Annotated in this window: 10 protein-coding genes; 1 reads left to right on the forward strand and 9 read right to left on the reverse strand. The window is 41.8% G+C overall.

The window, feature by feature from the left end:
• Nucleotide 1 precedes the first annotated feature (1 nt).
• The 7 genes from polA to NST65_RS13295 all read right to left on the reverse strand — a co-directional run bounded on the left by polA (nucleotide 2) and on the right by NST65_RS13295 (nucleotide 9,898).
• A complete protein-coding gene (gene polA / locus NST65_RS13265; RefSeq protein WP_046312038.1) occupies nucleotides 2-2,641 on the reverse strand; it encodes a DNA polymerase I in 2,640 nt (879 codons plus the stop codon).
• Between the two features lie 255 nt (nucleotides 2,642-2,896).
• Nucleotides 2,897-4,639 (reverse strand): ATP-binding protein, encoded by a 1,743-nt coding sequence (locus NST65_RS13270; protein WP_070326344.1) that lies wholly within the window; start codon nucleotides 4,637-4,639, stop codon nucleotides 2,897-2,899.
• On the reverse strand, nucleotides 4,632-5,360 hold the full coding sequence (locus tag NST65_RS13275; protein ID WP_024426141.1) for a response regulator transcription factor: 729 nt from the start codon (nucleotides 5,358-5,360) through the stop codon (nucleotides 4,632-4,634). The genes NST65_RS13270 and NST65_RS13275 overlap by 8 nt, the downstream gene beginning before the upstream one ends.
• 185 nt (nucleotides 5,361-5,545) lie before the next feature.
• Nucleotides 5,546-6,484: a malate dehydrogenase gene (gene mdh / locus NST65_RS13280; protein WP_008356047.1), complete on the reverse strand. Its 939-nt coding sequence runs from the start codon at nucleotides 6,482-6,484 to the stop codon at nucleotides 5,546-5,548.
• 34 nt (nucleotides 6,485-6,518) lie between these two features.
• Nucleotides 6,519-7,790 (reverse strand): NADP-dependent isocitrate dehydrogenase, encoded by a 1,272-nt coding sequence (gene icd, locus NST65_RS13285; protein ID WP_024424789.1) that lies wholly within the window; start codon nucleotides 7,788-7,790, stop codon nucleotides 6,519-6,521.
• Between the two features lie 148 nt (nucleotides 7,791-7,938).
• Nucleotides 7,939-9,057 carry a citrate synthase gene (gene citZ, locus NST65_RS13290; protein ID WP_024424790.1) on the reverse strand — a complete coding sequence of 373 codons (1,119 nt, stop codon included), beginning with the start codon at nucleotides 9,055-9,057 and terminating at the stop codon, nucleotides 7,939-7,941.
• Nucleotides 9,058-9,433: 376 nt separating this feature from the next.
• On the reverse strand, nucleotides 9,434-9,898 hold the full coding sequence (locus NST65_RS13295) for a DUF441 domain-containing protein (protein WP_024424791.1): 465 nt from the start codon (nucleotides 9,896-9,898) through the stop codon (nucleotides 9,434-9,436).
• A 100-nt stretch (nucleotides 9,899-9,998) separates the two neighbouring features.
• On the opposite strand from NST65_RS13295, the gene ytvI reads away from it, so the two are divergent.
• Nucleotides 9,999-11,117 carry a sporulation integral membrane protein YtvI gene (gene ytvI, locus NST65_RS13300; protein WP_034279643.1) on the forward strand — a complete coding sequence of 373 codons (1,119 nt, stop codon included), beginning with the start codon at nucleotides 9,999-10,001 and terminating at the stop codon, nucleotides 11,115-11,117.
• A 25-nt stretch (nucleotides 11,118-11,142) separates the two neighbouring features.
• On the opposite strand, the gene NST65_RS13305 is transcribed toward ytvI, so the two are convergent.
• Nucleotides 11,143-11,532 (reverse strand): FxsA family protein, encoded by a 390-nt coding sequence (locus NST65_RS13305; RefSeq protein WP_024424793.1) that lies wholly within the window; start codon nucleotides 11,530-11,532, stop codon nucleotides 11,143-11,145.
• 99 nt (nucleotides 11,533-11,631) lie between these two features.
• A complete protein-coding gene (gene pyk, locus NST65_RS13310) occupies nucleotides 11,632-13,392 on the reverse strand; it encodes a pyruvate kinase (RefSeq protein ID WP_024426143.1) in 1,761 nt (586 codons plus the stop codon).
• Nucleotides 13,393-13,395 lie beyond the last annotated feature (3 nt).

Raw genomic sequence — 13,395 nt, forward strand, 5'->3', positions numbered from 1 at the left:
ATTATTTTGCGTCGTACCAAGATGGCCCTGAAGCAAAATCTACTTTTAGCGGCACATCTAGCTGAAGTGCATTTTCCATGACTTCAGGAACAATTTTTTCGAGTATGGCAATTTCTTCTTTCGGCGCTTCGAAAATCAATTCATCGTGCACCTGTAATAAAAGATTTGCCTGCAAGTTTTCTTCTTTTAATTTACGCGCCATATCAATCATGGCCTTTTTAATAATATCAGCTGCACTTCCTTGGATCGGTGTGTTCATGGCTGTTCGTTCGGCAAAGCTTTTGATATTAAAATTACGGCTTGTGATATCCGGGATATACCGTCTGCGTTTGAGAAGTGTCGTGACATATCCTTTTTGTTTCGCTTCCTGCACGATCTCTTCCATATAGGTTTTCACGCCTTTAAAGCTTGTTAAATAGCGTTCGATAAAGGCAGCTGCTTCTTTTCTTGTGATCCCAAGGTTTTGAGATAACCCATAATCACTGATCCCATATACAATACCGAAGTTGACAGCCTTGGCTTGTCTTCTCATAGAGGAAGTCACTTCTTCTTCTGAGACATGGAACACGTCCATCGCTGTCTTCGTGTGAATATCCATATCTTGCGTAAACGCTTCGATCAAATTCTCATCCTGAGAAATATGAGCGAGTACACGCAGTTCAATTTGTGAATAGTCAGCAGCAAACATGAGCCAGCCTTCTTTTGATGGAACGAATGCTTGTCGAATCTTTCGTCCTTCTTCTAAACGAATTGGGATGTTTTGCAGGTTTGGGTCTGTTGAGCTTAGTCTTCCTGTTTGCGTGAGCGCTTGATTAAATCGTGTATGCACTTTATGGGTATCCTTGCGCGTTACTTTCATTAAGCCTTCCACATAGGTCGATTGGAGCTTTCCAATTTGGCGGTAATGCAGAATGGACCGAATGATCTCGTGCTTATCTTCAAGCTTTTCAAGAACATCCGCAGATGTCGAGTAGCCCGTCTTTGTCTTTTTAATAATCGGCAGTCCTAATTTTTCAAAAAGAATCACGCCAAGCTGTTTAGGAGAATTGATGTTAAATGTTTCACCTGCTAAGCGGTGAATGGTTTCTTCATATTCTTTCAGCTTTTTCGTTAACTCTTCACCCATCTTCTCTAGGCGCTCAATATCTACCTTTACCCCAAGGGATTCCATTTCACCTAGGATGAGGGCAAGCGGCAGCTCTAAGTCTTCATATAGTTCATGCTGATCATTTTTTTCTAACGCTTCAAGTGTTAAATCATGCAGAGCAGAGATCGCTGCTGCTTTTCGTCCAAGATGTTCCTTCAGTTCATCTTCAGGTGGAATCGCCTGCTTTGCTCCTTTTCCGTACACTTTTTCATCAGAAAGAGCGATGTTAAGACCATATTCCTTCGCCACACTTGCGACGTCCTCATACGATTTCTGAGGGTTGACGACATAGGAAGCGAGCAGGACATCGTTATCGACACCTTTTAGATCGACATCATGCCATCTGAGGGCGACAACTGCTCTTTTTGAATCAAAGACCCATTTCTTCTTCGTTTCATCCTGTACCCATTGTTTAAATGCGTCTGATTGAAGCGCATCTTCTTTCGTGATAAAAAACGCACCATTTTCATTATGGATCGCAAACCCAATCAAATCTGCTTCATGATAATTATCTCCAAGCTGCTCTACCACAAGAGCAGCTTGATCTGTCAGCATCTCATCCGTTACTTCGGTCATTTTTTTCACTTCTAATGCTTCTACTTCGACCTGTTCACCTGTTTCTGGTGCTTCTCCTAGACGCTCTAGCAGCGTTTGAAAGCCTAGTTCTTTATAAAGAGAGATCACTTGATCCATATGAGGACCTTCATATGCGAGATCCTTGCTTGATACATCAATTGGCGCTTCTACAAGAATCGTTGCGAGTTTTTTACTCATCACCGCTTGCTCTTTATATTCTTCAAGCTTTTCTTTGAGTTTTTTACCGCTGACTTCGTCAATATGTTCAAGCAGGTTTTCAACCGTTTCAAACTGCTTTAACAATTTAATCGCTGTTTTTTCACCTACACCCGGCACCCCTGGGATATTATCTGAGGAATCTCCCATCAAACCTTTCATATCGATGATTTGATCTGGGCGCAGGCCATATTTCTCTTCAATATGAGCCGGTGTGTAATATTCTACTTCTGTAATGCCTTTTTTCGTAATTGCCACCGTCGTATGGTCTGTTGAGAGCTGCGTTAAGTCCTTATCTCCTGAGAAAATTTTGACTTCAAAGCCGTCTTTTTCTGCCTCCACAGCCAATGTCCCGATAATATCGTCTGCCTCGTATTGAGGAAGCTCGTACCTTTTCACCTGATAGGCATCTAATAACTCACGGATAAACGGCATTTGTTCTGATAGCTCTGGCGGCGTTTTTTGTCTTCCGCCTTTATATTCTTTAAATGTCTCGTGGCGGAACGTTGTTTTTCCCGCATCAAATGCGACAAGCATATGGGTTGGCTTCTCGTCCTCGAGCATCTTCATTAAGATCATCGCAAAGCCATAAATGGCATTTGTATGGACGCCTTTATCATTTGATAATAGCGGCAAAGCAAAAAAGGCTCGATAAGCGAGACTGTTTCCATCCACTAGTACTAATTTCTTTTTGTCTGTCATGTTTTAATCCTCCATCGGCTGAGCCATTTCAGCCGTCTCTTTCACACATTGTATCATCATTTTATCAAAGTTTATTTTGAAAAGAAAATAGTCGAACCTGCATAAAAAAAGGGACGAAAACAACAAGTGTTTTCGTCCTTACAAAATTGGCTCCTTGGATGAAGGGGTTCCTATTCATCCTACCAATGATTGTTTAACTAAACATGAATCCATTGTAAAGATCATGTAAATTTTAACGCGACTTTCCTTTTTTCCCTATTTTGATTTCAGGCTCACTGTAAAAGTCGTTCCTTTACCTTGTTTGCTATGGACCGAAATCGTCCCTTCATGCGCCTCCACAAGGTGTTTGACGATGGCAAGACCAAGTCCTGTACCGCCTGAATTTCTACTTCTATCTTTATCAATTCGATAAAATCTCTCAAATATTCTTGGAATCTCGCTTTTCTTCATGCCGATTCCTGTATCTGCTACATCAAATTCATAGGCGCCTTTCCGCGGTCTTGCCGAAATGGTGACACTCCCTCCCTCTGGTGTATAGGTAAGGGCATTGTTCACGAGATTGAGGAAGATTTGTTTTAACCTCAGCGGATCTGCCATCACATAGACAGGCTCTTTCGGGATACGCACTTGTAGTTGAATGCCTTTTTCTGCGGCCTTTTGTTTTAAAAGTACTTCAATCTCTTGAATGATTTCTGTCGCATTGGCGTCTTGAATATTCAGTTTGAAATGCTGCTGCTCGATTTTGGAAAGATCGAGTAAATCTTGAATGAGTGTTTCGAGACGGACACTCTCTTTTAGAATGATGGAAAGGAATTGTGTCAGCGCTACTTTGTCATCAATCGCTCCATCTAGAAGAGTTTCGGAGAATCCTTTAATCGACGTAATCGGTGTCTTTAACTCGTGAGACACATTGGCGACAAAATCTTTTCGCATCTGCTCCAGCTGCTTTGTTTCTGTCACGTCATGAAATACAAGGACAATTCCTTTCCATTCATCGTCTGTACTTAAAATGGGAACACCATCCACCTGGAAGTAGCGCCGTTCAATGTCAACGGCCAGGCGTAAAAACTTCCGCACCTTCGTTTCTGTCATGAAAATTTCGTCAATCAGCTCAATAATTTCTTCATGAGTAAATGCTTCATGATACAGCTTGTGCATGTAAATGTGCTTTTGCACTTTAAACTGCTTGCGGAAGGTTCGATTGACTAGGTTGATATATCCCATCTTATCAATCAAAATAATTCCTGCACCGATGTTTTCAATGACTGTTTGCAGACGGTCTCGCTGCATCTCCCCAGTGCTTGTCATTTCTTGAAGGCTTTCTGCCAGGCGCTTCATTGATGTATTAAGCTCACTTGTTTCAATGATGAGCTCTTCATAATGATTGGTATCATAGTTCCCGCGTTCCAGCTGTTTGGCTACCTTTGTGGCATAATCTATCGGTTTTACATATTTCATCGACATGCGGTATCCAAAGAAAACGATAATAATAATCGCCGTTCCAAGACAAACGGCTAATGCGAGCCAAAGCTGGCCGTCAATTTCATTTAAAGGCTGGAATGACGCATGGAGAAATAAATAGCCTGCCGGTTCGTTTTGTTTCAGGATAGGGACTGCGTAATGAAACAGCGCATCCTTTTCATCCTCAATGACGACTCCTTTTGTTTGAAGGCGTTCATTGTTCAGTGTGTTTTGAATGATGCCCCTTTGCTCCGCTTGACCTGTTGTATGTATGATATTCCCCTTCAGGTCCACAATTGACGCATTCATATCGAGATGCTGCTTTGCCTGATTGAGGATCTCCTTGTTTTGCTTCGCCTGCAGATCATCACCATCCATGGAAGAAAGAAGAAAGCTCGATTCATTTTCCATTCGTTCCGTTAATTTAGTTTCATAAAAAACATGGAACATGTGATCCAAAAAAAGACCAAGTGCAACAAACACAATAAAAAGGAGAAAAATAAGTCCCGAAAACAGGCGGGTTCGAATTTTACTCATTTGGCTTTGGCTCCTCCAATTTGTAGCCTAAGCCGCGAATGGTTTTAATGTATGTTGGTTTTTTCGTATTCTTTTCAATTTTGTCCCGCAAGTGGCTGATATGTACATCCACAATACGAGTGTCACCTGCAAAGTCATAATTCCAAACGGCACTTAGCAGCAGATCACGTGTGAGGACACGTCCTTTATGCTTGGCCAAATAAAGCAGCAGTTCAAATTCCTTCGGCGTAAGCTCTAGGCGTTCTTCTTGGAAGTAGACTTCGTAGTGTTCTGGTAAAATGCGCAGTTCACCAATTTTGATTTGGTCTGCAATGACCTCTTCCTTCTCCTCTTGCGCGGGGACAGGCTGAGATTGCTGCGCTCTTCTCAAGATGGCTTTTACCCGAGCACCCACTTCTCTAGGACTGAATGGCTTTGTCATGTAATCATCAGCTCCAAGTTCAAGACCGAGCACCTTATCAAATTCATCGTCCTTTGCTGTCAGCATTAAAATAGGGAACATCATTTTTTGAATTCTCAGTTGTTTGCACACTTCAATACCGTCCATTTTCGGAAGCATTAAATCTAATACAATGAGATCAGGCTGTTCACTTGCTGCTTTTTCAAGCGCTTCTTCCCCATCTCTTGCTGTGACGACATCATAGCCCGCCCTTTCAAGGTTATAGCTTAGAAGTGTTACAATTGATTCTTCATCATCCACAACTAATATTTTTTTATTCATGTTGTGCCTCCAATTAGTGATTTCCCCTGCATCCGTTTTTTTGTATCTTATGTGAAAAGCGAGAAGTCATGCTTTCTCTTTCATTTTAACGAAAGCTTAACAAGAGGACAATTTAAAATTTCGACAAGATTGGTTTTGTAAACAAAAAGAAGGCCCCTCATAAGAGAAGCCTTCTTTTTTTCATATTAAGACAATACTTTCATGACGTTCTTAACAGATTCAACAGAACGGTCAAGCTGACTTCTTTCTTCTTCTGTCAGCTCAAGCTCAATGATCTGCTCAAGGCCGTTTCCACCTACGATTGTTGGTACACCAAGGTAAATGCCTTCGTAGCCATATTCACCTTCAAGGTATGCAATCGTTGGGATCACGCGGCGCTGATCTTTTAGAATCGCCTCAACCATTTCTACTAGTGAAGCAGCAGGTGCATAATAGGCACTACCGTTACCTAATAGGTTTACGATTTCGCCGCCGCCTTTTCTTGTTCTTTCAACAATCGCATCAATACGATCTTTTGGAATCAATGTTTCCAGCGGGATACCGCCTGCGTAAGAGTAACGAACAAGCGGAACCATGTCATCGCCATGTCCACCAAGCACAAAGCCCGTCACATCTTTGACAGATAGGTTTAATTCTTGAGCAACAAACGTACGGAAGCGTGCTGTATCAAGAATGCCCGATTGTCCAATGACTTTTTCTTTTGGTAATCCTGATTCTTTATAAACGGCATATGTCATTGCATCAACAGGGTTTGTTAACACAACAATAATGGCTTCTGGAGAATATTTAACGATTTCGCGTGTCACGCTGCGCATGATTTTTTCATTTGTTGACACGAGATCGTCACGGCTCATTCCCGGCTTTCTTGCAATTCCTGCCGTAATGACCACGACATCAGAACCGGCTGTATCTTCGTAGTTAGAAGTGCCTGTAATGTTCGCATCGAAGCCTTGAACAGGGCTTGCTTCCAGCATATCAAGAGCTTTCCCTTTTGTTGGGTTCTCAAGCTGCGGGATATCAACTAATACGACATCCGCTAATTCTTTTTGAGCCGTTAGAAATGCTGTAGTTGCTCCTGTAAAACCTGCTCCGATGACAGATACTTTTTTACGCTTGTTTGCCATTTCCTTTTTCCCCTTTAACTTTAAAGTTTAAGAATCAAGACAAGTTTTTGATGAGCTCGTCAGCAAACTCAGAACATTTCACTTCTGTTGCGCCATCCATTAATCTAGCAAAATCGTATGTGACGACTTTAGATGCAATTGTTTTTTCAACAGATTGAATCACTAGATCAGCTGCTTCCTGCCAGCCAAGGTGCTCAAGTAAAAGCACGCCTGATAGAAGAACAGAAGATGGATTCACTTTATCAAGACCAGCATATTTTGGTGCTGTTCCGTGAGTCGCTTCAAAAATAGCGTGTCCTGTTTCGTAGTTGATGTTTGCACCTGGTGCGATACCAATTCCACCAACTTGTGCTGCAAGTGCATCAGAGATGTAATCTCCATTTAAGTTCATTGTAGCCACAACATCGAACTCAGCTGGACGAGTTAGGATTTGTTGAAGGAAAATATCTGCAATGCTGTCTTTGACAATGATTTTGCCAGCAGCTTCTGCTTCACTTTGCGCTTTGTTTGCCGCATCTTTTCCATCTTGTTCTACAATACGATCATATTGTGCCCATGTAAAGACTTTGTCGCCAAACTCTTTTTCAGCCACTTCGTAGCCCCAGTTTTTGAAGGCACCTTCTGTAAATTTCATGATGTTTCCTTTGTGAACAAGCGTCACAGATTTACGGCCTTGGTCAATTGCATATTGGATAGCCGCTCTGACAAGACGGGATGTTCCCTCTTCAGAAACTGGCTTGATTCCGATACCTGACGTTTCTGGGAAACGGATTTTATTCACACCTAATTCGTTTTTCAAGAAGTCAATTAACTTCTTCACTTCGTCTGAACCTTTTGCATACTCGATACCAGCATAGATATCTTCTGTGTTCTCACGGAAGATCACCATATCTGTGTCTTCTGGACGTTTCACAGGAGAAGGTACCCCTTTGAACCAGCGAACAGGACGCAAGCATGTGAATAAATCAAGCTCTTGTCTAAGTGCCACGTTTAATGAACGGATTCCTCCGCCAATTGGTGTTGTTAGTGGCCCTTTAATCGCAATTAAGTATTCGCGAATGTCTTCAAGCGTTTGCTCAGGAAGCCACTCTCCAGTTTTATTGTAAGCTTTCTCACCTGCATATACTTCTTTCCAAGTGATTTGCTTTTCACCTTTATATGCTTTTTCTACAGCTGCTTCAAGTACTCTTGATGCTGCCTTCCAAATGTCAGGACCGATTCCGTCCCCTTCAATAAACGGGATAATTGGATTATTTGGTACATTCAATACGCCGCCAGTAACTGTAATTTTTTCGCCTTGTGACAATGATATTACCTCCCAGGTTATGTAGTGAATATTTGAAACTTCTTGGCTTGATGTCTGCAAACAAAGAAGTTTTTCACGTGATTCGTTTTTTTGTTGATATGGAGGCTGATTGGCCTTTTGAAATCAGCCCCCGCTTATTCTATAAACATTAGTCTCTTTCACTGATCGGAACAAAGGTTTGAAGATCAGGTCCAATGTAGTCAGCTCTTGGACGGATAAGACGGTTGTTGTCATATTGCTCTAGAATGTGAGCAATCCATCCAGAGAATCGGCTGATCACGAAAATTGGTGTAAACAAGTCATGATCAATCCCAAGACTGTGATATACAGATGCAGAATAAAAATCAACATTTGGTGGAAGATTTTTCTCTGATGTCACGATTTCCTCTGCGCGAACAGACATTTCATACCATTTCGGCTCGCCAGTGAGGTTTGTTAAACGCTGGCTCATTTCTTTTAGATGCTTTGCACGCGGGTCACCTTGACGGTATACACGGTGGCCAAAGCCCATAATTTTTTCTTTCTTCTCTAGCTTACCATGAATATAGGAATCTACGTTTTCAACTTCGCCAATTTCTGAAAGCATCTTCATCACGCCTTCATTAGCGCCGCCATGAAGCGGTCCCTTCAGCGCACCGATAGCCGCTGTCACACCAGAGTAGATATCTGATAGTGTAGCAACACATACACGTGCTGTAAATGTCGATGCGTTTAATTCATGATCCGCATGGAGAATAAGTGCCTTATCAATGGCTTCAATTTCTACTGGTGACGGCTCTTCGCCATTTAGCATATACAAGAAGTTTGCAGCATAGCTGTATTCTTCTTTTGGCTGTACAGGCTCAAGCCCTTTGCGGATGCGTGAAAACGCAGCGACTAGTCCAGAAATTTTCGCCTGTAAGCGAATCGCCTTTCTGTAATTCGCTTCTTTGTCCATAATCTCTGATTCGTCATCAAGTAAACCTAGTAAAGATACTGCTGTACGAATCGCAGACATTGGATGAACCCCATCAAGCGAATAAGATTTAAAATGCTCAATGATTTCTTGCGGAATCTGAGCATTTTCATTGAGCTGCTGTTTTAATTCACTCAGCTCCTGCTCATTCGGCAGCTTTAAGTGCCATAACAGGTAGACAATTTCTTCGAATGTAGCTTTTTCAGTTAAATCATCGATATTGTACCCTACATAAGTAAGAGTATCATCAATAATTGAGCTTACGGATGAAGTTGTTGCCACGATACCTTCAAGACCTCTTGTTGCTGTCATGTTCAATCTCCCCTTTTTAAAAAGATTCCCCTTCGTTGCAGAATTCTCACTTTTTGAAAGCGCTATCCAATCCGGATAAGATAGCAGGCTCAGAAAAGAAAATGCTTACATTTACCTATACGGTTAGAGCGCTTTTAGCCTCATATCTCTTGTGTGATCAATGAGTTCAAAATTAAGCCTATTCCCATTATAAACAATAATCAGACATTTGTTAAATGTTTAACTATAATTTTTTTTGATATTTTTTTTTCCAGTCTCCCATATCAGGCATGGAATAAAGGGATTTTGCTTCTTTTAATATATTTAATTATGTTTTTTTGCAAAAGCTCACGCAAGAAAAAATTTAAAAAAGAAAGTGGCAGGAACCACTCTCTTTTCACCCGCTGAAAAATTTCACAGCCTGCATCGCCAAATAAGCAATTCCAGCCCCGATAAGCGGTCCAACTGCCACACCTTTAAATAAGCTGACTGCCAAAATGGTACCGAACACAAGCGCTGCCGTAATATGCGGATCATTTTCGAGTAGCACAATCCCGTTTTTTGCAATTAATGCTACTAATATACCCGCTCCAAGAGCTATCCAAGCATAGGAAGATTTCATCGCTTCTCCAAGCTGCTTAAATCCAATGTCACCTGTTGCAATCGGGACCAGAACTGCAATGGTAATAACGGTGACCCCCCAATTAATGCCTTTAGATTGGAGAACCGGGAAAATTTTTTGATCCAGGCCAATCAGCTTAATCGCGATCAGCACAGAGACTGCTACAATTAACGAATTGTTTTTTGCAATAAGTGCAATAACGAGTAAAAGAACCAAAAACAAATTTGCTTGAGTAAACATACGCCGCTCCTTTCTTTCTTTTTATTGCGACCTTTTCATATTACTAATCTTTTTGAATAAAATGAAGTATCGGACATGCTTGTTTTTTGGAGGGGATTGTGTGAATCACGCCTATGTGGCCATTTTTCTTCGAAGTTTGATGATGATCAGCATTGCTGTTTTTGCGGTTGTCTTTTTATATCAGTCTTTTCCGTTTTTATATCCTTTTTGGATCGCCCTTATCGTGTCTTGTTTAATTCATCCTGCCGTCTGCAAAATCGAAGAGATCACCGGGATGCCAAGAGGATTTGTTGTGGTCATTGTGCTCTTGCTCTTTTTAGTCGCAGCCGCCGGCTTAATGACGCTTCTAGTTGCGGAAATCATTTCAGGAAGTGCTTATTTGGCAAAGGTGCTGCCCCGTCATCTTGATCAAATGATTGGGATTGTAGAGCAATTTTTCACAGACAAGATTCTGCCTTTATATCATGATGTGACGGCCCAATTTAATACGCTTCAAGCAGGTCAAAAGGAATCGATTTTGGGACAAATTCAAGCACTTGGTGATGAAGCGGCCGCAAAAATCGGGTCTTTTCTTTCAAAAACATTCGAGCTTATTCCGGCTTTTTTAGGTCTTTTGCCTGATGCAGCAGCCACACTGTTATTTTCTGCTCTGGCGACTTTTTTTATCACGAAAGATTGGTTTACGTTAAAAACATATGGCTCACGTATCTTTCCCGCAAAATGGATGCAGCATACACGCGCTATTTTATCTGAAATCAAAAAAGCCATTACCGGCTTTATGAAGGCTCAGCTTCTGCTTGTTGCCATGACGATTGGTATTGTATTGATTGGACTCATCATTTTAAAGGTCAAGCATGCCTTCGTTATCGCTCTATGTATCGGGCTCGTCGATTTACTTCCATATATCGGGAGCGGCACTGTTTTTCTACCGTGGATCATTTATTCTGCTATGACAGGAAATCTTTCCCTCGCCATTGGACTGGGCATTTTGTATATTGTCGTCCTCATTCAAAGACAAATATCAGAGCCAAAAGTCTTAAGCAAATCCATCGGACTTAATCCTTTAGCCACGCTTGTGGCGCTATTTGTCGGGTTAAAATGGTTTGGTTTTCTAGGACTTGTGATTGGCCCTGCTTCCCTTGTCGTGTGGCAGGCATTCCGTAATGCAGGAGTTTTCAGAGATATTTATGAGTACATTCGGTATGGAATGCAAAAATAAAAGAGACCTTCAGCTGAAGGTCTCTTTAACGAATGATCGTGTAGCGGTTGCGATTAGACATGTTTCTAAGCCAGCGTTCAAAGAGCGGCTTGATTCCCTTTCTCGTCACCGGAATGAGCAGCAAAGCCCCAATGAGATCCGATAAGAAGCCTGGAATGAGCAGCAGCAGACCGCCGATTAGAATACAAAAACCATCGACAATCGCTCCCCCTGGCATCTTGCCATATTGTAAATCTCGCTGCACTTTTTGGAAGGCTTCTATACCTTGTTTTCTTGCAAAATAAGCACCTAAGGCACTTGTCAGCACGATGAGCAGCATGGTTGGCAAAATGCCAATGATTTTACTTGAGATTAAAAATAAACTAATTTCCACCGCAGGGAACAGAATTAATAATAGTAGAAAATATTTCTTCAACCATATCACCTCATGGGGTATCTTTCATCGAAAGCTGTTTACTTTTTTTAGTGTAACATAAAAAAAGAGAGGAGTCAGACAACTCCCCTCTAGTATGATTTAAAGGACGCTTGCACGGCCTTTGTAGATCGCTCCGCGTGCTGGATCTACTGTAATCTCTTCGCCTTCTTTTAATAGTGTCGTTGCGCTGTCAAGACCAACAATCACTGGAATGCCGAGGCTTAGTCCAACAACTGCTGCATGGCTTGTTAAACCGCCTTCTTCTGTGATAAGGGCAGATGCTTTTTCTAAAGCTCCCATCATATCACGATCTGTGCAGTTTGCAACCAGGATCGCACCATCGTACATTTTTTCTTCTGCTTCTTTTCCGCTTTGTGCAATGACAACCGGTCCAAATGCAGATTTACGGCCAATACCTTGACCTTTCGCAATGATGTCACCGACAACATATACTTTCATTAAGTTCGTCGTACCTGTTTCACCAACTGGCACACCTGCTGTAATCACGATTAAATCGCCGTGTCTTACATAGCCTGTTTCAATTGACTTTTCTACCGCATTCTCAAGCATTTCATCAGTAGATGTCGTTTTTGATCCGCTCTTTGCAAATACACCGAATACGAGTGAAAGCTTTCTCGCCACTGATTCGTTTGCAGTAACTGCTACGATTGGTGCTTTTGGTCTATATTTTGAAATCATTCTTGCTGTATGTCCGCTTTCTGTCGGTGTCACAATGGCTGCTACATCAAGCTTCATTGCTGTATGTGCAACAGATTGACCAATCGCGTCTGTAATGCTGACTTCTACTTCTTCGCTTCTGCGAGAAAGGATGGCTTTATAGTTTAGTGCTTCTTCTGAACGTGATGCAATGTTATGCATTGTTTGTACGGCTTCTACTGGATATGTTCCTGCTGCTGTTTCACCAGAAAGCATTATCGCATCTGTGCCGTCAAAAATAGCATTTGCCACGTCACTTGCTTCCGCACGGGTAGGACGTGGGTTACGCTGCATGCTGTCCAGCATTTGAGTCGCTGTGATGACAGGCTTGCCTAAACGATTGCATTTTTTGATCAGCATTTTTTGAACAAGCGGTACTTCTTCTGCCGGGATCTCTACACCAAGATCTCCACGCGCAACCATTAAACCGTCAGATACCTCAAGGATCTCGTCGATGTTATCAACACCCTCTTGGTTTTCAATCTTAGGGATGATTTGAATATCAGTCGCATTGTTCTTTTCAAGAAGCTCACGAATTTCAAGAACATCAGAAGCTCGTCTCACAAAAGAAGCTGCGATGAAATCGACGCCTTGTTCAATTCCAAACAGAATATCATTGGCATCCTTTTCTGTAATACCTGGCAGGTTCACACTGACGCCAGGTATGTTGACGCCTTTTTTGTTTTTGAGCGTGCCTGTATTCATGACTTTAGTGACGATTTCTTTGCGGTCCTTGTTAATTTCTTTTACTTCTAAACCAATCAGACCATCATCTAATAGAATCGTTGAGCCTACTTCTACATCATGAATTAAATCTTCGTATGTCACACTAATTTTTTCCGTATTTCCAACAATGTCTTCCATACTCACGATAAGATCAGCACCAGCGACTAGCTCAATTGAGCCGTTTTCAACTGTACGTGTACGGATCTCTGGACCTTTTGTATCTAGAAGGATCGCAATGTCCTTGCCTAATGTTTTACCTGCTTTACGTATGTTTTCAATGCGTGCACCATGCTCTTCAAAATCTCCATGGGAGAAGTTGAGTCTGGCTACATTCATTCCTGCTTCAATCAATTCAGTCAGCTTTTCAATGCTTTCACTTGCTGGACCGATTGTACAAACGATTTTTGTCTTTCTCATTAC

The organism is Bacillus sp. FSL P4-0248 (assembly GCF_038593305.1).
Classification (GTDB): Bacteria; Bacillota; Bacilli; order Bacillales; family Bacillaceae; genus Bacillus; species Bacillus safensis.

Excerpts from the sequence above, each read along its gene's own strand:
- NST65_RS13270 (WP_070326344.1), bottom strand. The coding sequence starts at position 4,639 with ATGAGTAAAATTCGAACCCGCCTGTTTTCGGGACTTATTTTTCTCCTT.
- polA (WP_046312038.1), bottom strand. The coding sequence starts at position 2,641 with ATGACAGACAAAAAGAAATTAGTACTAGTGGATGGAAACAGTCTCGCT.
- mdh (WP_008356047.1), bottom strand. The coding sequence starts at position 6,484 with ATGGCAAACAAGCGTAAAAAAGTATCTGTCATCGGAGCAGGTTTTACA.
- NST65_RS13295 (WP_024424791.1), bottom strand. The coding sequence starts at position 9,898 with ATGTTTACTCAAGCAAATTTGTTTTTGGTTCTTTTACTCGTTATTGCA.
- citZ (WP_024424790.1), bottom strand. The coding sequence starts at position 9,057 with ATGACAGCAACAAGAGGTCTTGAAGGTATCGTGGCAACAACTTCATCC.
- pyk (WP_024426143.1), bottom strand. The coding sequence starts at position 13,392 with ATGAGAAAGACAAAAATCGTTTGTACAATCGGTCCAGCAAGTGAAAGC.
- NST65_RS13275 (WP_024426141.1), bottom strand. The coding sequence starts at position 5,360 with ATGAATAAAAAAATATTAGTTGTGGATGATGAAGAATCAATTGTAACA.